Annotated in this window: 17 protein-coding genes; 4 read left to right on the forward strand and 13 right to left on the reverse strand. The window is 70.9% G+C overall.

Annotated features, from left to right (window positions below; translation table 11 throughout):
- Positions 1-81 precede the first annotated feature (81 nt).
- From phnC to AAHG09_RS11995, 5 genes are all read right to left on the reverse strand, one after another.
- Positions 82-930: a phosphonate ABC transporter ATP-binding protein gene (phnC, locus tag AAHG09_RS11975; protein ID WP_342107431.1), complete on the reverse strand. Its 849-nt coding sequence runs from the start codon at positions 928-930 to the stop codon at positions 82-84.
- Positions 931-1,041: 111 nt separating this feature from the next.
- Positions 1,042-1,677 (reverse strand): LbetaH domain-containing protein, encoded by a 636-nt coding sequence (locus AAHG09_RS11980; RefSeq protein WP_342107434.1) that lies wholly within the window; start codon positions 1,675-1,677, stop codon positions 1,042-1,044.
- The gene (locus AAHG09_RS11985; protein ID WP_342107436.1) at positions 1,670-2,356 is read right to left on the reverse strand and encodes a DUF1045 domain-containing protein; all 687 of its coding nucleotides are present in this window, start codon (positions 2,354-2,356) and stop codon (positions 1,670-1,672) included. Before AAHG09_RS11985 ends, AAHG09_RS11980 begins: the two co-directional genes overlap by 8 nt.
- A gap of 32 nt (positions 2,357-2,388) precedes the next feature.
- Positions 2,389-3,537: a ceramide glucosyltransferase gene (locus AAHG09_RS11990; RefSeq protein ID WP_342107438.1), complete on the reverse strand. Its 1,149-nt coding sequence runs from the start codon at positions 3,535-3,537 to the stop codon at positions 2,389-2,391.
- Positions 3,538-3,827: 290 nt separating this feature from the next.
- The gene (locus AAHG09_RS11995; protein WP_342107440.1) at positions 3,828-7,040 is read right to left on the reverse strand and encodes an autotransporter family protein; all 3,213 of its coding nucleotides are present in this window, start codon (positions 7,038-7,040) and stop codon (positions 3,828-3,830) included.
- 433 nt (positions 7,041-7,473) lie between these two features.
- Here AAHG09_RS11995 and AAHG09_RS12000 point away from each other — a divergent pair, with 433 nt between their 5' ends.
- Complete coding sequence (locus AAHG09_RS12000; RefSeq protein ID WP_342107441.1) at positions 7,474-9,105, forward strand: inorganic phosphate transporter; 1,632 nt, start codon at positions 7,474-7,476, stop codon at positions 9,103-9,105.
- Between the two features lie 232 nt (positions 9,106-9,337).
- Here AAHG09_RS12000 and AAHG09_RS12005 read toward each other — a convergent pair whose 3' ends face one another.
- The 8 genes from AAHG09_RS12005 to AAHG09_RS12040 form a co-directional block, all read right to left on the reverse strand.
- The gene (locus AAHG09_RS12005) at positions 9,338-9,589 is read right to left on the reverse strand and encodes a hypothetical protein (RefSeq protein ID WP_342107442.1); all 252 of its coding nucleotides are present in this window, start codon (positions 9,587-9,589) and stop codon (positions 9,338-9,340) included.
- A 3-nt stretch (positions 9,590-9,592) separates the two neighbouring features.
- Complete coding sequence (locus AAHG09_RS12010) at positions 9,593-10,006, reverse strand: Ros/MucR family transcriptional regulator (protein WP_342107443.1); 414 nt, start codon at positions 10,004-10,006, stop codon at positions 9,593-9,595.
- 673 nt (positions 10,007-10,679) lie between these two features.
- Positions 10,680-10,829: a hypothetical protein gene (locus tag AAHG09_RS12015; RefSeq protein WP_342107444.1), complete on the reverse strand. Its 150-nt coding sequence runs from the start codon at positions 10,827-10,829 to the stop codon at positions 10,680-10,682.
- Between the two features lie 414 nt (positions 10,830-11,243).
- Positions 11,244-12,572 (reverse strand): MFS transporter, encoded by a 1,329-nt coding sequence (locus AAHG09_RS12020; RefSeq protein WP_342107445.1) that lies wholly within the window; start codon positions 12,570-12,572, stop codon positions 11,244-11,246.
- 310 nt (positions 12,573-12,882) lie between these two features.
- On the reverse strand, positions 12,883-13,809 hold the full coding sequence (locus AAHG09_RS12025) for a hydroxymethylglutaryl-CoA lyase (protein ID WP_342107447.1): 927 nt from the start codon (positions 13,807-13,809) through the stop codon (positions 12,883-12,885).
- Positions 13,806-14,999: a CaiB/BaiF CoA transferase family protein gene (locus AAHG09_RS12030; RefSeq protein ID WP_342107449.1), complete on the reverse strand. Its 1,194-nt coding sequence runs from the start codon at positions 14,997-14,999 to the stop codon at positions 13,806-13,808. The genes AAHG09_RS12025 and AAHG09_RS12030 overlap by 4 nt, the downstream gene beginning before the upstream one ends.
- 67 nt (positions 15,000-15,066) lie before the next feature.
- The gene (locus AAHG09_RS12035; protein WP_342107450.1) at positions 15,067-16,014 is read right to left on the reverse strand and encodes a LysR family transcriptional regulator; all 948 of its coding nucleotides are present in this window, start codon (positions 16,012-16,014) and stop codon (positions 15,067-15,069) included.
- Between the two features lie 17 nt (positions 16,015-16,031).
- Positions 16,032-16,406 (reverse strand): hypothetical protein, encoded by a 375-nt coding sequence (locus AAHG09_RS12040; protein ID WP_342107451.1) that lies wholly within the window; start codon positions 16,404-16,406, stop codon positions 16,032-16,034.
- Between the two features lie 284 nt (positions 16,407-16,690).
- Here AAHG09_RS12040 and AAHG09_RS12045 point away from each other — a divergent pair, with 284 nt between their 5' ends.
- The 3 genes from AAHG09_RS12045 to AAHG09_RS12055 are packed head-to-tail and all read left to right on the forward strand — an operon-like array spanning position 16,691 to position 18,773.
- Positions 16,691-17,326 (forward strand): LemA family protein, encoded by a 636-nt coding sequence (locus AAHG09_RS12045; RefSeq protein ID WP_342107452.1) that lies wholly within the window; start codon positions 16,691-16,693, stop codon positions 17,324-17,326.
- 9 nt (positions 17,327-17,335) lie between these two features.
- On the forward strand, positions 17,336-18,151 hold the full coding sequence (locus AAHG09_RS12050; RefSeq protein ID WP_412760029.1) for a TPM domain-containing protein: 816 nt from the start codon (positions 17,336-17,338) through the stop codon (positions 18,149-18,151).
- Positions 18,141-18,773 (forward strand): TPM domain-containing protein, encoded by a 633-nt coding sequence (locus AAHG09_RS12055; protein ID WP_342107453.1) that lies wholly within the window; start codon positions 18,141-18,143, stop codon positions 18,771-18,773. The genes AAHG09_RS12050 and AAHG09_RS12055 overlap by 11 nt, the downstream gene beginning before the upstream one ends.
- The last annotated feature ends 74 nt before the right edge of the window (positions 18,774-18,847 follow it).

The raw sequence follows: 18,847 nt of genomic DNA on the forward strand, positions 1-18,847 counted from the left end.
GTGGCGCACCCAGCAAGAGCGTTCCCAGATCTGTCGTTTCTTAGTGCGAAACCTTGATCTTCCCTGTCATGCACTGAAAAATCAGGCGCCGATCGCGGCCTCCCGAACCGGGCGCGCCGGGACAGAGCCGGGCCCGCCCGGCAACGCCGCGCGCTGCTCCGCTTCCCGCTCAGCGGCATCGTCGAGCACCTCGCCGGCCTCCAGCCCGTAGAGCCGGCGGGCCACGTCCTCGGTCAGGTCGAACGGGCCGCCCTCGAACACCACCCGGCCGGCCGCGAGGCCGACGAGGCGGTCGCAATAGGCGCGGGCGAGGTCGAGGGAGTGCAGGTTGCACAGCACCGTGATGCCGTAGCGCCGGTTCACGTCGGCGAGGGCGTCCATCACGAGGCGGGTGTTGCGCGGGTCGAGGGAGGCCACCGGCTCGTCGGCCAGCAGGATCTGCGGCTCCTGCACCAGGGCGCGGGCGATCGCCACGCGCTGCTGCTGGCCGCCCGACAGGCCGTCGGCCCGCTGGCCGGCGAACTCGCCCATGTCGAAGCTCTCCAGGGCGGCGAGCGCCATGGCCCGATCCGCGTCGGACCACAGGCGCAGGAGCGCCCGATGGCTCGGCACGTGGCTGAGCCGCCCCATCAGCACGTTCGTCATCACGTCGAGGCGGCCGACGAGGTTGAACTGCTGGAAGATCATGGCGCAGCGCGTGCGCCATTCGCGCAGCTGGCGGCCCGTCAGGCCCGTGACGTCCCGCCCGTCATGGAGGATGCGCCCCGCACTCGGATCCGCGAGCCGGTTGATCAACCGCAGGAGCGTCGACTTGCCGGCGCCGGACCGGCCGATCACCCCGACGAAGCTGCCGGGTTCGATCCGCAGCGAGACGCCGTCCACGGCACGCCGGTCGCCGTACTGGCGCGTCAGATCCTCGATAACAAGCATGCATTCATCCGCTGCGGAATGACCGCAGCTAAACGCCGCTTCCACGACGATTGAATGACGAATACGATGTCTTATTGTTTGCCGGCACAGAACATTTAGCTGATAGCCGGCTTAAGTTTCGTAGCGTTCGAGAAAATCTCCGATCGGCTGGGCGCGGAAATCCGGAAGCGCGCGGCGCAGGGCCTCGTGGTCCCAGTCCCACCATGCGAGGCGCTCCAGACGCGGCGCGATATCGCCGGGGAACCGGCGCCGGACCGGCCGGGCCGGGTTGCCGACCACGATCGTGTAGGGTTCGACGTCGCGGGTGACGATCGCCCCGGCGCCCACCACCGCGCCGGTCCCGATGGTCCGGCCGGGCAGGACCACCACGCCGTGGCCGATCCAGACATCGTGGCCGATCGTGACCGGGCTCGCCCGGCGCCGGTCGAAGAAGGCCGGCTCGTCGGCCTCCTCGGGCCAGTAGGCGCGGGCCCGGTAGGTGAAGTGGGCCTGCGTGGCGCGCTCCATCGGGTGGTTGCCCGGGTTGATCCGCACGCTGGCGGCGATCGAGCAGAACTTGCCGATCGTCGTGTAGATCACCTCGCCGTCCTGCCCGATGTAGGAATAATCGTCGAGCACCGTCTCGGTCAGGCGGGTGCGGGCGCCGATCTCGGTGTAGCGGCCGAGGCGGCACGCTTCGACCCGGGCGCTGGGATCGATGGCGGGTTCGAGGCCCAGCGCCGGGGCGGCCTTGGGACCCTCAGCCATGGGACTCACCGAAGGGCAGGCGGGCCAGGAGCCGGAACGGCCCGGATCCGTCCTGGGTCAGGAGGCAGATCGCGTCGATCATCACGGGCTCCGGACCTGAAGCGGCGTAAGCCTCGGCGAGGCGGCGGTGCCAGCCGTCACGGTCGGGCTCCGGCAGGGCATCGGTCAGGGTCATGTGGAAGCGGAAGGCCTCGAACACGTGCGGATAGCCCCAGCGGTCGAGCAGGGCGCGGCCCCGCGGATCCAGGCGCTCCGGGCGGCGCTTGGCGCGCTCGGCCTCGGTGAGCGGGGCCCGGAGGGCATCGAGGACCGCCACGCATTCGGCCGCGAGCAGGCCCAGCTCCGGCGGCGGGCTCTCCGGCACGAGGGCGAGGAACCGCCCGAGCGCCGCGACCCGCAACGGCCCGACCGCCACCGGCGGGTGCGCGACCGCGACACCGCGGGCCGCGACGACGAGATCGGCCTCCGTGGCCCCCGGCGCGAGGCGCAGGGGCGCCTTGAGCGTCGCGTGGAAGCCGTAGACCCGGGCGCCCGTGTTCACGGCGGCGAGGTCGCCGAGCCCCGCCGGATGCGCGACCGCCTCCCCGGACACGGGGTCGTATCCGAGCACGCTCCGGCCGAAGGCCTCCAGGCGGGAGCCCGGGTTGGGCAGCCAGTACAGGGCATAGCGACGCGTCACGTCTCGGCCTCCAGGGCGCATGGCGACCGTGATCAGGTCGTCGGCGCGTAGGTCCGCGCCTCGGCAGCCCGGCGCGGGCGGACATCCATGGCATTGCCGCGCCACACGATGGCGCTCTGCACCCAGGCGCCCAGCCAGATCGCCGGGATCAGCGCGTCCCGCACCAGGAAGGCCGCCAGCATGCGGGGCGCGCGATGCCAGCCCGCGCGAATCGCGAGCGCGGCCTCGGCGGCATAGCACAGGGCCGCGAGGCCGGCAGCGCCGACGAGACCGGCGGCGTTCCCGGCCCAGAGCGCCACCGCCAGCGCCGGCAACAGGACGCCGCTGCCGATCTCGGGGATGAAGAACAGCGGGAACGTCACCCGCCGCAGCCGGGCCCAGCGCAGCTGCCGGGCCCAGACCTCCCGGAAGCCGCGCGGCCCCAAAGGCTGCTCGAACGGGCTCGCCACGAGGTGGACGCGCTTGCCGGCGGCCCGGACCAGCTTGGTGGCGGCCGCGTCCTCGGCGATCTCGGCGGCCAGCGCCTGGAGCCCGCCCTGCGCCTCCAGGAACGGCTTGTGCCAGAGCATGCTCTTGCCCTGCGCGAAGCCCAGGCCGAACGCCTCGGCAGCGTATTGCCAGCGCGCCTGGAGAGTGTTGAGAAAGGCGCATTCCACCTCGGCCATGAAGCTACCCGGGCGGGCGCCCACGGGGGTGGAGCAGACGAGGCCGGTCTCCTCCCGCCACGCCGCCTGGAGGCGCTGGAGGTAATCGGGCGGCATGGCCACGTTGGAATCGGCGAGCACCACCCACTCATGGGCGGCGGAACGCCAGCCGCGCAGGCAGTTGTTGAGCTTCGGATTCGCGCTGACGCGCTCGTCGCCGAGGATCAGCCGGGCCGGCACCCGGGGGTGGGCGGCAATCAGGCGCTCGACCAGGGGCACGATCGGATCGGCCGGATCGGCCACACAGAAGATCAGCTCGAAGGCGGGATAATCGAGGCGGAAACTGCGGGTGAGCATCTCCTCGCTGTAGGCCTCCAGGCCATGGAGCGGGCGGACCAGCGAGACGGGCGCTCCCGCCGGAAAGCGCGACGGCCCGTGTCCCGTGCCGAGGCGCCAAGCCGCGATGGCCATGCTGCCGATCTGGACGAGCGCCAGGAGCGCGCCGAGGGTGAGGGCCGGCACCGTGGCGTCAATCATGCGGAGTCCCGTTCGGCGTCATGAGCGGCCCGGTCGCTAGCGGCCGGACCGCGTCAGTCGTGTGACACTCCGGGGGACGAGGGCCGATATTCGCCGGCCCCTCGTGTCTCGGGATCTCGGGTTTCCAATGGGCCGAAGCCCTTTGGCGGGTTCTGAGGGCGGAGCCCTGAGAGCGGGCGGAGCCCGGCACCGGGCAAAGCCCGGCACCAGGGCTCCGCCCTGGACCCGCGAAAGGTCTCGACCTTTCGAAACCATGACGGGAGCCGGCCGTGCGCCCGTCAGGCCGGTCCTCAGAACCGGAGGGTGAAGCTGCCCTTCACGGCCTGATCCTGCGCCCGGGCGCCGGTCTGGCCCGTGTAGGACACGCCCAGGCTGGCGTTCGGCGCCACCGCCAGATCGAGCCCCACCTGCGCCACCAGCGCATCCCGGTCGATCGGAACGCCGCCGCTCAGGAAGGCCGGGCCGCCCGCCCCGAAGCGCAGCAGCGCCGTCGGCACCACGTCCCCGAACGCCCGCCGGTAGCCCACGAGACCCCGCAGCGTCACCGGAAGGCCCAGGCCCAGATCCAGGCTCGTCTGGGCCCGCACGCCCGCGGTGACGGCCCCCAGATCGTAATCGCGGGCGAAGCTCGCCAGCGCCGCCGCGCCCCCGGCCTCGGCGAACCCGTCGCGCCGGATCCCGACATAGGCCCCGCCCACGAACGGCTCGATGTAGGAGGCCGCCGGCTGCACCGCGACCGCGGCCCCGTCCTTCGACACCAGGGCCGCCACGGCCGGCGTGCCCAGCGGGATCCTCCAGCCGATCTCGCCAAAGCCCTGCAGCGTGTAGCCGCCACCGTGGCCGCTCAGCGTCTCCGACAGCCCGTAGGCCACCGCCCGGCGCGTGCGGGTGTCGGTCTCGGCGTAGATCACGCCCAGCCGCAGCGACAGCGGCCCGGCCTCGTAGCCGCCATACAGGCCGCCGAACCCGCTCTTCAGCGTCGCGCTTTCCGCCCGGCTGGTGCCGCCGGTCCGGCCGGCGCTGTCGAGATACGCCTCCGTGTAGCCGCCGACCACGCCGAAGCGCAGCCCGCTCGGGAGACGCATGTCCGCGCCCGCCGCGAAGCCGGCGATCTGCCGGTCGAGGTCGAACGCGTTGCCGCCGCCCGCGGCCGTGCCGAACGACCCGAAGCCCTGGCCCCACAGGCCGAACACCTGCGGGTCGAGGGTCCGCACCGGCACGTTCGCCACGACAGGCGCCCGGCCCGGCAGGTCGGCCGTGTAGGCGGACGGCAGGGTGCCGTAGTCGAGCCCAAGGCCGGGATCGCCGCCGGGATTGCCCCAGCGCAGCCGGTCGAGCACCGCCTCGCGCACGAAGAAGGCGGTCTCGTAGGCCGCCGACACGGTGCTGGCGTGGATGTCGCCCGAGAGCGCCCGGAAGCCGGCATCCGCCTCGGTGGTGGTGAAGGCGACCGCCGCGTCGGTGAGCCGGCCGGCGCCGGCCGCCTGGACGGCGTTGGCCGCCGCGATGCCGTTGCGGCTGGTGGCGCTAGCCGAGAACGGCACGTCGTTGCGGGTCAGCGTCAGGTCGACTTCGTTGGGCCGGTAGCGCAGGCCCGGGGACAGGAAGGCGAGATTCGACGTCACGCCCGCGAACTGGCCCGACACGCCGCCGGCGGCCGACAGGATGGTGTAGGTGGTGCGCGGGTTGTAGGCCCCGGAGGCCGCCAGCACCTGGACGGTGCCGCCGCCGAGGGCGGCGTTGCCGCCGGCGGTGATGCGGTCGGCTTGTCCGGCGGCGTTGGCCTCAACCCGGTAGGTCGCGCCGGGGGCGAAGGCGACAGTGCCGGTGACGGTGAGCGTGCCGATCGAGTTGCCCGGCGACACCGTGCCGCCCGGCAGCGCGCGGATCCCGCCGAGCGTGCCCGAGCCGCCGAGCAGGCCGCCGGCGCCCACGAAGGCGGTGCCGGAGATCGTGCCGTTGGCGTAGAGGGCGCCGCCCTGGCCGATGCCGACGTCGATGCCGAGGCGGTCGCTGGCGTCCATGCGCAGCGTGCCGGTGACGTTCCCGAAGTAACCGGCGGCGGAGTACAGGTCGAGGCGCGTCCAGTAGCTCAGCGGGCTGCCGTAGAAGGCGGCGAGGGCGTTGGTCTCGGTGTTGACCAAGATCTGGTTGATCGTGCCGGTGGAGAGCTGGCCGTAGAGGCCGCCGTTGGGGGCGATCGTGCGGGCGGCGGTGGTGGATCCGCCGTAGAGCGGGGCGAGCAGGATCGAGGCGTCGGGGCCGCCCGCCGGGGCCTGCTCGCGCGGGGCCTGGGCGAAGGTCAGGGTCGGCAGGCCGTAGGTCAGGCGGCTCTGATAGGCGGCTTGGTTGGCGGCGGACGGCACGTAGGGGTTGCCGGCCGCATTCGCGGCGCTGCCGGCGCAGGCGGCGACGGTGTTGCCGCATTGGGCGGCGAGGTAGGCCTGGAGCTGGCCCTGGGCGGCCAGGAACTGAGCCGGCAGGTTGATCGCCGTGCCGGTCACCGCGGCGTTGTCGATGTAGGCCGGGTTGGTGAAGGCCTGGGCGAGGTCGTAGGTCGCGAGCGCCCGGCTCCCGATGACATCGAGCGGGTAGTGCACGCCGAGCGCGATGCGACTGTTGCCGTAATCGGCCGCGCGGGCCAGCATGCTCTGATACTGCTGCGGCACCAGCATCGCCAGCAGGATGCTGTCGGTATACGCGTAGGTGGTGTGCCCGCTCGGGAAGGACGGGTTGGTGGCGAGGCCGCCGAGCGCCGTCGGATCGTAGATGTTGAAGCGGTCGGGCGCCGCCTGGACCGGCCGGGAGGAGCCGTAGACGTCCTGGCCGGCCTGCCTGCTGGTGACGCCGTAGGCGAGGTCGTAGACGCTGTCGCGGGTGTTGGGCAGACCGTCATAGGTCGGCAGGCTGTAGCCGGCCGGCGCGACGGCCGGAGCCGCGGCGTAGTTCCTCGGCGTCACGCTCGGATTGTTGGCCGCGCCGTTGGCGAAGTAGTTCTTCGCCACGCCGAGATTGTTGCCGCTGACATTCAAGGCACCGACCAGCAGATTGACCACGTTGCCGAGCGGACCCTTCGCGCCCTGTGCGACGCCGCGCTGGTAGATCGGGCCCAGCTGGGCGCCGAGGCCGCCGACGAGCTGCTGCGGGACGATCCCGTTGATCGGCGTCTGGGCCGGCAGGCCGCCCGCGAGATTCGCGGCCACGCCGTAGGTGCCCAGGCCCACCGAGGACAGGTTGTTGCTGGCCGAGCCGAGGTAGCTCTTGTCGCTCATCGCGCGCTGCTGCTGCGCGAGGTCGGCGCTCGTGTTGATCGCTGCCGTTTGCGACAGATTGCGTTGCAGGGTCTGCTGACCGGTGGCCGTCGCGTTGAGAGCCAGATACGGCGACAAGAGATTGAGCACGTTCACGTCGGACGGCGTCGTGTTGACGGTCTGCGCCTGCGCGCCAGAACTGAATGCCGCGACCGTCAAGGCCGCAATCGAGACCCCATGTCGGAACTTCATCTTTGGCCCCCAAAGCCCGCGCCGTCCGGCTGCGGCGGGAGACTTAGCGAAAACAGCGACCACTGCGGCGTCATACTTCATTCACAATAAGAGAAATCGCCGCCTGTCGCCTGCGCGCAACAGATTTGTACTTAGCCAACACATGATACCACTTCGAATATCGAATGATGTCTTGCGTCAAACTTGTCGCTGCCCGTCATCGACAGGGCGAACCTGCGGCCCGACCTTTCGTCGCGGCGATTAGTTTTGCTCCCGGAGCGCACTGTCATCGAAGGAAAATGTTCAGGTCACAAGAACAGTTGCGGCGATATGAAGTCTTTCGATTCGCGAATGCTGTTCCCATCAGCCGCAAATAGGCAGCGACGTCACCCAAGCGTCACGGCGACATCTTAATCGCGATTGTGCCAACACACCTGATTCCGCGTGAGGGTTCATGTCTGATTCCGCCGTGATGTCGCCGCCGGGGGTCGCAGGGAGTCGACCGCTCGGCGTGCCCCGCCTGGATCGAGGGATGCACCCGGGCGGCGTGATCGCCTTCCTGCTCGTCTTGGTGGCGGGGCTGGGCTACGCGGTCGTGAGCCTGATCGCCGACATGAACGCCGTGGGCGAGGCGCCCCTGGCCTACGGCGCCTTCGCGCTCCTGGGGCTCGCCCTGCTCATCGCCCTCGGCTTCGAGTTCGTGAACGGCTTCCACGACACCGCCAACGCCGTGGCCACGGTGATCTACACCCACTCGCTCCCGCCGCTCGTGGCGGTGGTCTGGTCGGGCGTCTTCAACTTCCTCGGCGTGATGCTGTCCTCCGGCGCGGTGGCCTACGCCATCGTCACGCTGCTGCCGGTGGAGCTGATCCTGAATGTCGGCTCCCACGCGGGCTACGCGATGATCTTCGCGCTGCTGCTGGCCGCGATCATCTGGAATCTCGGCACCTGGGCGTTCGGCCTGCCGAACTCGTCGTCCCACGCGCTGATCGGCTCGGTGCTCGGCGTCGGCCTCGCCAACCAGCTGATGAGCGGCGGGGACGGCACCGCCGGCGTCGACTGGAATCAGGCCTTCAACGTGTTCAAGGCGCTGCTGTTCTCGCCGATCTGCGGCTTCGTGCTGGCGGCGCTGCTGCTGCTCGCGCTGAAATTCGCCGTGCGCCGCAAGGACCTCTACGAGGCGCCGAAGGGCGACACGCCGCCCCCGCTGTGGATCCGCGGCCTGCTGATCCTGACCTGCACGCTGGTCTCGTTCTTCCACGGCGGCAACGACGGCCAGAAGGGCATGGGCCTGATCATGCTGATCCTGATCGGCGCCGCCCCCACGGCCTACGCGCTGAACCGCACCATGGCGGACGACACGACGCCGGCCTTCGTGCAGACTTCGACCGCGGCGAGCCAGGTCTTCTCGGCCCGTGCCCCCGGCGCCCCGGCGCCGGAGGCCGCCGAGGCGCGCCGGACGGTGACGGAGGCGCTGAAGACCAAGGATCTGAACAGGCCGCCGGTCTTCGCGGCGCTGGCGGCGCTCTCGACCGATATCGCCGCCAGCGTGAAGAGCTACGGTGCGATCCGCACGGTGCCGGCCGCCCAGACGCAGAACCTGCGCAGCGACATGTACCTCGCCGCCGACGCGATGCGGCTCCTGCCGAAGACGGGCGTCAACCTCTCCGAGGCCGAGAGCGGGATCCTGACGCGCTACGTGGGGCTGCTCAACGACGGCACGCGCTACATCCCGGGCTGGGTGAAGGTCTGCGTGGCCCTGGCGCTCGGCCTCGGCACCATGGTCGGCTGGAGGCGCATCGTCGTGACGGTGGGCGAGAAGATCGGCAAGACGCACCTCACCTACGCGCAGGGCGCCTCCGCCGAGATCGTGGCCGCCGGCACGATCGGGCTGGCCGAACTCTACGGCCTGCCGGTCTCGACCACCCACATCCTGTCGTCGGGCGTCGCCGGCACGATGGCGGCCAACGGCTCGGGGCTGCAGATGTCGACGGTGCGCAACATGGCGCTCGCCTGGATCATGACCCTGCCGGCCGCCATCACCCTCGCGGCCGGATTGTTCTTCATCCTGCGCCACGTGTTCTGACAGGGGCGCATCACCGCCGTACGCGGGCCGGTTGATCCGGGTTTCCAAAGGGCCTCAGCCCTTTGGTGGGGTGTCGGGGCAAGGCCCCGACGGACGCCAGGGCTCTGTCCAGGACCCGCCACACGGGTCCTTATCGCAGCCGGCCGGGTTCGCCCGGCCGGCCCCGCACGCCACCCCCGGGCACGGGGCGGGCGGCGTGTCGCCCGGCCGGCTGCGGCGCCCCCCGGTCGCCTCAGGAACTCGCCATCGCCCGGATGAAGGCCAGACAGGTCCGGCGCGCGGCGGGATTCTCGATGGCCGCGAAAACCGCGACGAGATCCGCCATCTGCAGGATCGCCTCGTCCTGGCCGTCGATCCCCGGAGAGAAGACCGAGACCGGAACGCCCAGCACGTCCGCGAGGCGCGCGAGGTTGCTCCGGGTCCGGTCCGCCTCCGACAGGGGCGCAGGCGACGGCGCCGGCCCCTGCGGATAGCCGTGCATCATCGCTCAGGCCGCCTTGTGGCCGAGCTGGATCGCCTTGGCGATCTCCGAGCGCCGGGCGGCATAGCCCGGGGCGACCATCGGGTAATCGGCCGGCAGACCGTACTGGAGGCGGTAGCGCTCCGGCGTCAGCCCGTGCGCGGTGAGGTGGCGCTTGAGGGTCTTGTAGGACCGGCCGTCGATGAAGCTGATCAGGCCGTCATGCTGGATCGAGGCCTCGACCTTCGCGGCATCCGCACCGGCCCAGCGCGCAGCGCCCTGTCCCGAGCGGTCGCGCAGATCCGCGATGGCCGTGTGTACCTGATCGATCAGGTTGGGCAGTTCCGCGGCCTCAACCGCGTTGCGGGATACATAAGCCGCCACGATGGCGCCGACCTTCTCCAGCATGAAGACGGGATGGGTTTCTTTCAGGTTGTTCATGTCGAGCTTTGCTGTCTGTTAGACCTTCGCGGGATCGTCGATCGGCTGATTTTATTGATGTTGTTGAAGGGCTTGAATCGACGCCGAAAGCCGCTCGGGTGATGGGAGTGGAACGCACCTCAAGTTCGATGTCTTTCGTTTCTTGAGGATGCAGATGATATACAATATGTGGCGGGCGGTGCTTGTCCGACGGCGCGAGATTTTTTGCCCTGCCGCGCAGGGGGGCGATATCAAGGTTAAAAATACTGGTGCAGCCACTGTTTTCGACTGCTCAGCACCACCCATGAAACAGTTTCCCGCCCCGGCATGACAGGCTGCGCCAACAGTCGGGGCCAACCGAAGCAGAGCGCCTCGACGATAAGCCACCCGAAGGTGAGGTGGACAGGGCGGATATTAGGCCGATACGGCTGACGCGCATCGCCAAGGGATATATTCGCGGCGAATTCACGCCGGAACTTCCACGCAGTATGGGGAAGGCCGACAGGCTTGTCGTCCCGTTCGCGCGCGCCGGAACCCGCACGGCCCAACGGGGGCGGACCACGCAGCAGCAGGCGCGCGAGCGCGTGGCGATCGATCGTCGCCCCGCGATCCTGACATCAGGTCCGAAAAGCCAGTCCCCGTTCCTGGCGCTGCCCCGCGCGCGGCGGGCGAGCTCGCTCGGTCCGGCCCGCCTCTACACAGCGCGGACGGTCGGTGCGGATCCGGGCGCGACGATGCTGGCCACGATGATCTTGCGCGATCCGATCCGGGTCCGCCGCCAGCTGGCACCGGACGCGGCGGCCCCCAGGGCGGCGATCGGCGGCGACCTGGTCGTGGCCAGCATCGCCGAGCGGCTCGCGCAGGAGGTGGCCCAGCCTCTGTGCGGCACCGTCGTGGTCCAGCGGGCCAAGGCCTCTGTGGCGGCCCATTTCCGCGCGCTCGATCACGATCCGCGCACCCTTGCCGGGGCCCTGGGCGAGTCGCCGCGACGCCGTCGGGACGTGTTCCACGCGCGCGGGCCGACACGTCTCCGACGACAGCGGGGAGCGCCGACTGGAGGCTTCCGCCATGCGCGGGGCCTATCCCGCCTCCGCCCATCCGGCAATCGGCCTCGTTGCCTACGGCTGCAGCTTCACCAGCCGAGCCCATGTCGCCCGCCGCTTCAGGGCCCACCGGGGCATGACGCCCCGGGAATACCGGCGGGCCGCGCTCGCGGGCGCACCCCGACCGGTCGGCCCGGGGCGCCCGCGGCTGCCCCTCACGGGGCGCGGTCGCTCCGGCGCAGGCTCGCCGGCAGGGCGAACAGCGCGAGCGCGGCGGCGACGAGGCAGAGCACGCCGATGCCGTAGAGGGCGGGGGTGGTCGAGCCGGTGAAATCCTTCACCCAGCCGACCATCACGGGGCTGACGATGCCGCCGAACTGGCCGAGGGTGTTGATCAGCGCGATCCCGCCCGCCGCGCCGACGCCGGTGACGAGCTTGGCCGGCAGGGTCCAGAAGGTCGGGATCGAGGCGACGATGCCGGCCCCCAGCAGCGCCAGGGCGACCATCAGCGGCACGATGTGCTTGTCGAACAGGCCGGCGCCGAAGAAGCCGAGCGCCGCCGCGACGGCCAGGGCGGCGACGAATTTCGGCCGCTCGCCCGAGGCGTCCGACAGGCGCCCGATCACCACCATGCTGATCGCCCCGCAGATGTAGGGGATCGCGGTCAGGAAGCCGACGGAGGACGCCTGCCCGCCGCTCGCGGTCTTGATCAGGTCCGGCCCCCAGAAGTTCAGGCCGTAGGAGCCGATCTGCAGCAGGAAGTAGATCAGCCCGATCATCAGGAAGCCCGGCTGCCGGATCGCCCCGAGGAGCGAGTGGTCGCCGATGTCTTTGTTGTGATGCGCGATCCGGCTCGACAGGAGCGTCTTCTCGGGCTCGGACAGCCACTTGGCGTCGGCGATCCGGTCGTCGAGGCGGGCCAGCACGAGCAGGCCGAGCACGAGGCAGGGCAGGCCGCCGGCCAGGAACAGCCATTGCCAGCCGGCCAGCCCCCCGACCCCGTTGAGGCCGCCGAGGATCAGGCCCGCCACCGGCGCCCCGAAGATCCCCGAGAAGGCCGAGGCCACGAACATGAACGATGTGATCCGGCCGCGATGCGAGGCCGGGAACCAGAGGGTCAGGTAGTAGAGGATGCCCGGCGCGAAGCCCGCCTCCATGGCGCCGATCAGGAAGCGCAGGGCGTAGAAGTGCCACTCGCTGCGGATGAAGATCATCAGCGCGGTGGCGATGCCCCAGGAGATCATGATCCGGGCGATCCAGCGCCGCGCCCCGACCCGGTAGAGGAACAGGTTCGAGGGCACCTCGAAGATCACGTAGCCGACCACGAACATGCTCGCGCCGAGCCCGTAGGCGACGTTGCTGAAGCCGAGGTCGCTCTGGAGCTGGAACTTGGCGAAGCTGATGTTGATGCGATCGAAGAACGCGAACATGTAGCAGATCATGATCAGCGGCATGAGCCGCCACGCGACCTTGCGGACGATGGCGTTCTCGGTCACCGCGCCCGCCTCGACGGCGGTCGGTGACCCGGACAGGGCTGCGGTCATGGATTTCCTCCGTTTTTTGGGACTTGGGGGAGCGGTGCCGCCTTCGCGGTGGGCGGCTTCCCGCAGAATCAATCTTGGGCGAGCAGCCTCACGACCCGCGATCGTGAGGCTCTCTTCGCCGGACCGGGCGTGGGTCCCCTCTCCCGTGCGGGAGAGGGACAGGGTGAGGGAGGAGAACTCTCCGGAGGCGGCGCGACCTGTCGGCGCTTCAGTGGTACGCTCGATCCTGAGAGTTCTGGTCCCTCACCCCAACCCTCTCCCGCACGGGAGAGGGGGCGCGTTGCGTCCGTCAGAGATGTCGCTCTCCAATTCAAGCCGCCTTCGCGGGCGCCGGATGCAGGTCGCAGGGGCGTCCGGCCTTGGCGACTTGGCCCGGCACGTCGTGCCCGACGAGGCGGGGCAGGTCCCGCGACAGGCCGATCAGGGCCTCCAGGTTCAGCCCCGTCGGCAGGCCCATCTCGTGCGCCATGCTGACGAGATCCTCGGTGCAGATGTTGCCGGTGGCCCCCGGCGCGAACGGGCAGCCGCCGAGGCCGCCGAGCGCCGCGTCGAAGCGCCGGGCGCCCGTGTCGTAGGCCGCCAGCACGTTGGCGAGGCCGAGGCCGCGCGTGTTGTGGAAGTGGAGCGTCAGCCGCCCGGCGCCGACCAGCGGCAGCACCCGCGCGACCAGGCGCGCCACCTGCCGGGGATTGGCCATGCCGGTGGTGTCGGCGAGCGTCACCCCGTCGACGCCGAGCGACAGGTAGCGCTCCACCTGCGCGACGACCCTGTCGACCGGCTGGTCGCCCTCGAACGGGCAGCCGAAGGCGGTCGCCACCGTGGCGTTGGTGCTGACCGGCGCGCCGCGCATCGAATCCATGATCCGCGCGAAGCCCGCGATCGAGTCGGCCGGGCTCATGCCCATATTGGCCCGGTTGTGGGTCTCGCTCACCGAGGCCACGAGGTTGATCTCGTCCACCTTGGCGGCGAGCGCCCGCTCGGCACCCTTCGGGTTCGGCACCAGGGCGACGTAGACGGTGCCGGGCCGGCGCCGGATCCCGGCGAAGACCTCGGCCGCGTCGGCCAGCGCCGGCACCGCCTTCGGCGAGACGAAGGACGAGACCTCGATCCGGCTGAAGCCGGCTTCCGCGAGCGCATCGACCAGGCGGATCTTCTCGTCCGTCGGTACGAAGACGGGCTCGATCTGGAAGCCGTCGCGGGTGGCGACCTCCTGGACGATCATCGCGTCGCCGCTCATGCCACCGCTCCCTTCGCGCGCAGGGCCGCGATCCGCTCCGGGTCGAGGCCGAGTTCGCCGAGCACCGCATCCGTATGGGCGCCGAGGGCCGGGCCCTGCCAGCGAATCTCGCCCGGGGTGTCGGACAGCTTCGGCACGATGCCCGGCATCTTGACCTGGGTCCCGCCGGGCAGCTCCGCCTGGAGGATCATGTCGCGGGCCTGATAGTGCGGGTCGGCCACGATGTCGGCCACCGAGTAGATCCGGCCCGCCGGCACGTCGGCGGCCTCTAGGACGGCGAGCGCCTCCTCGACCGTTTTGGTCTTCGACCAGTCGGCAATCGTGCCGTCCAGCATCGCGGATTGCTGCGAGCGCCCCGCGTTGTTGCGCAAAGCCGGGTCGTCCGCGAGGTCGGGACGGCCGATCGCCGCCATCAGGCGGCGGAAGATCGGGTCGCTGTTGCCGGCGATGACGACGTAGCCGCCGTCGCGGGTCGGATAGGTGTTCGACGGGGTGATGCCCGGCAGCGCGCCGCCGGTGCGGGTGCGGACCTCGCCCAGCAGGTCGTATTCGGGGACGAGGCTCTCCATCACGTTGAACACGCTCTCGACGAGCGAGACGTCGATCACCTGCCCGGCGCCCTGGCCGGTCTTGACCCTCAGGAGCGCCATCAGGGCGCCGATCACGCCGTGGAGCGAGGCGAGCGTGTCGCCGATGCTGACGCCGACCCGGGCGGGGGGCGCCTCCGGGCTGCCGGTGGTGAAGCGGATGCCGCCCATCGACTCGCCGATGGCGCCGAAGCCCGGCCGGTCGCGATACGGGCCGGTCTGGCCGTAGCCGGAGATCCGCACCATCACGAGGTTGGGGTTGAGGGCGGAGAGCACGTCCCAGCCGAGGCCGAGCTTCTCAAGGCCGCCGGGGCGGAAATTCTCGACCACCACGTCGGCGCTCGCGGCGAGCTGCTTGACGACGTCGAGGCCCTCGGGGCTCTTCAGATTGACCGCGATCGACTTCTTGTTGCGCGACTGCAGGTACCACCAGAGCGAGGTGCCCTCGTGCATCTTGCGCCACTTGCGCAGCGGGTCGCCCTCGCCCGGGGGCTCGACCTTGATGACCTCGGCGCCGAACTCGGCCATCAGCCGCGTCGCGAAGGGCGCGGCGATGAGCTGACCGAGTTCGAGAACACGGATACCGCTGAGCGGACCGGACATTCTCTCCTCCATATTTTGTTGATGACTGATTACTGCGCACGAAGACTTGGAGTCCAAACGCCATCCATCACCGTGCGTTCTCTTGGGAAGAACGCAACCCCTCCGCGGCGCGCAGATGGTCGAGCAGGAGTCGGGCGGCCGGCGGCAGGAGGCCGGGGCGGACGACGAGGCTCAGCATGCGCTGCGCCCAGGGGTCGGTGAGCGGTACCGCGGCGAGCCGCATCGACGGCCCGAGCAGGGCGTGGACGTGCTCCGGCACGGTCCCGAGCCCCATCCCGACCTGCGCCATCCGGCAGATCGCGTCGAAGCTCGGCACGTGCATGCGCAGATGCAGCGGCCGGCCGAGGCGCCGGGCCTCGTCCCGCAGGGCCGCGTAGATCGAGCTCTCCACGTGGAGCCCGACATGGTCGTAGTCGAGCGTCTCGGCCAGCGCGATGCTGGCGCGGTCGCTGAGCGGGTGGTTCTCCGGCATGACCAGGACGAGCCGGTCGGCCCGGTACGGGTAGGCGGTGAGCGTGCGCGTGTCGGTGCCGCCCGCGCAGATGCCGAGATCGGCGAGCCCCTCCTCGACGCCGGCCACGACGCCGCCGCTCGGGCGCTCCTCCAGATCGACCCGGATCCCGCCCTGCGCGGCCAGGAACGCCTGCAGATCCTCGGGCAGGAATTCCACGATGGCCGAGAGGTTGGCCAACACCCGCACGAAGCCGCGCACCCCGCGGGCATGCTCGGCGAGTTCCAGGGCGATCTGCTCGGCACTCGCCAGCATGCGGCGGGTGTGGTGCAGCAGCGTCTCGCCCGCCGGGGTCAGGCGCATGCCGCGGGGCTCCCGGACCAGCAGGGTACAGCCCAGCGCGTGCTCCAGCTCCGCGAGCCGCTTGCTCACGGCCGAGGGGGCGATCGCCGCCCGCCGCGCCGCGCCGTTGAGGGTGCCCTCCGCGCAGATCGCCGCGAACAGGCGCAGCGTCTTCAGATCGAGGCGGCTCAGGGTCGCCGCGACGGGCGGGCCTGCGGACATCGGATGACCCGGCCCGCTCAGTCCGGCGAACCGACCGGCTGGCCGTAGCTGCCGTAGCCGAGCTTCGCCCCCTGCCGGTTGACCCGGCCGAAGCGCATCACCGCCTGCTCCAGATACGCGATCGCGTCGACGAGATGCGCGCGGGCCGCCGCGATGGTGTCCTCGCCCTCCTCGACCGGGGTCTCGGCGAGCTTCACGGCGGCGATCAGCACCCGGTCGCGCTCGTCCTCGATCCGCGGATCGCGCTCGACATGGCCGCGCACCCGCGCGTCGTAGGCCTCGATCACCGACCAGGGCAATGCGTCCTTGCCGGAGGGCGCCTGGAAGGCCAGCGCGTGGCGCCGCGCGACGGCGCTGGCGGCCCTGACGTGATCGGCGAGCACTGCATCCATCTCCGGCCTCCCAGCACCCCTTCGGGCGCTCTCCGCCCCGAGGGACGCCGCTCCGGCGCAGGGGCCCGCGCCGCGAACACAAGAACCGAGGGCGGCCCCGATCGCAACGCGACCGCGGAACGGACCTCGACGTCCCAAACGTGCAGGGCGGCTCTGTGTTGCCCCCGATTGTCCAAGTCTCCCCATGCTTCATGAGGGGGTGGGGCTTACCTCGACGGATCGAATCGGGTTCTGCTGCTTTCCTCATCCATGGGCCGGGCCTGCCCCGGCGGACAGGGGACGGAATGATGACGACACTGACGGCCGGCGCCCCGCGCCAGCCTTCCGCGGCGGCGCGGCTCCTCGGCGTGTTCTCGCTCGTCCTCGTGGCCATCGGCCTGTCCGGCTGCGGGGCGATCAACCGGGTGCCGACCCTGCAGGAGCAGGCGAAATCCTCCTGGAGCGAGGTGCAGAACCAGTACCAGCGCCGGGCCGACCTGATCCCCAACCTCGTCGAGACCGTGAAGGGCTACGCCCAGCAGGAGAAGGACGTGCTGATCGGCGTCACCGAGGCGCGCGCCAAGGCGTCGAGCGTGAAGGTCGATGCCTCCACGGTGAGCGACCCGCAGAAGTTCAAGGATTATCAAGACGCACAGAACCAGCTCTCCGGGGCGCTCGGGCGCCTGCTGGTGACGGTGGAGAAATACCCCGACCTGAAGTCGAACCAGAACTTCCTGGCCCTGCAATCGCAGCTTGAGGGCACCGAGAACCGCATCGCGGTGGCGCGGCGCGACTACATCACGGCCGTCCAGGCCTACAACACCGAGGTGCGCACGATCCCGGGCCGCTGGATCGCGGCGTTCCTCTATCCCGACGCCAAGCCCATGGAGACCTTCACGGCGACGCCGAATGCCGACCGGCCGCCGAACGTGAAGTTCTAGGGACCGTCCGTGAGCCGAAACATCCCGGTCCGGGTGCGGCTCGCCCTGGCGCTCGCCGTCATCGCGGCCTGCCTGGCGTTCTACGCGGTCGGGGCGCTCGCGGCCGAGCTGAGCTTCCCCACGCTCACCGGCCGCGTCGTCGATGCGGCCGGCCTCCTCACGCCGGACCAGCGCCACGCGCTCGAAGCCAAGCTGAAGGCGCACGAGGACAAGACCTCGGATCAGGTCGTGGTCGCGACCGTGCCGAACCTCCAGGGCACGACCATCGAGGACTACGCCAACCGCCTGTTCCGGGCCTGGAAGCTCGGGCAGGCCAAAACCAACAACGGCGTCCTGCTCCTGGTGGCGCCGCAGGAGCGCAAGGTCCGCATCGAGGTCGGCTACGGCCTCGAAGGCGCGCTGACCGACGCCCAGTCGCGCACCATCACGGCGAGCGCGATCACGCCGCGCTTCAAGACCGGCGACTGGTTCGGCGGGCTCGACGCGGGCGTGGACGGGATCCTGGCGATCCTGTCGCGGGACGCGCAGGAATGGCAGCGCGCGCCGCAGCCGAAGGACGACGCGGCCGATCCCTTGCAGGTGGCGATCTTCGTGATCCTGCTCCTGATCGTGGTGACGGTGGCGTGGCGCATGGCCCGGCTCGGCAACCGGGGCGGACGGGGCAGGCGGGGCGGCGGGATCGTGATCCTGCCCGGTCCCGGATCGGGCGGCTGGGGCGGCGGCTTCTCGGACGGCGGCTTCGGCGGTTCGTCGGGCGGATTCGACGGCGGCTTTTCCGGCGGGGGCGGCTCATCGGGCGGCGGAGGGGCATCCGATGGCTGGTAGCCTCAGCCAGGCGCTGACTCCGGAGGTGCGCGCCCGCCTCGCCCGGGTCGTGGCGCGGGCCGAAGCCGGCACGTCCGGCGAGATCGTCGTGATGGTGAGCGCGCGGGCGGGCGCCTACCGCTCGCTCGTCCTGCTGGCGATCCTGGTGGCGGCCCTGATCCTGCCCTGGCCGCTGATCGCGCTGACGCCCTGGGGGCCGGCCGCCATCGCGCTGGCGCAGGCCGCCCTCGTGGCCGCGATCCTGCTGGCGAGCCAGAGCGAGCGGCTGCGCCTCGCCCTGGTGCCGCGCAGCCTGCGCAGCGCCCGCGCCCGGGAGGCGGCGCAGCGGGCCTTCTGGTCCCGGGGCCTGAGCCTGACCCGATCCCGCACCGGCGTGCTGCTCTACCTGTCGCTGGCCGAGCGGCACGCGGAGATCGTCACCGACCTCGGCGTGCTGCGTGAAGTCTCGCCCGCCGCCTGGGACGGCATCCTGGCCGACCTCATCGCGGCCCTCGGGCGGGGTGAGATCGAGGCCGGGTTGACGGCGGCGATCGAGGCCATTGGCACCTGTCTGGCGGAGCACCTGCCGGCCGGGCCCGACGATCCGGACGAGTTGCCGAACCGGGTGATCGTGGTGGCGTGAGCCGGGTTCCGGCTCAGGGCGCCGGCAACGTCGGCCCCGTGAGCGGAGCGGAGCGATCCGGCCGGCACGGCACG

The sequence above is a fragment of the Methylobacterium guangdongense genome (assembly GCF_038442355.1).
GTDB lineage: Bacteria > Pseudomonadota > Alphaproteobacteria > Rhizobiales > Beijerinckiaceae > Methylobacterium > Methylobacterium guangdongense.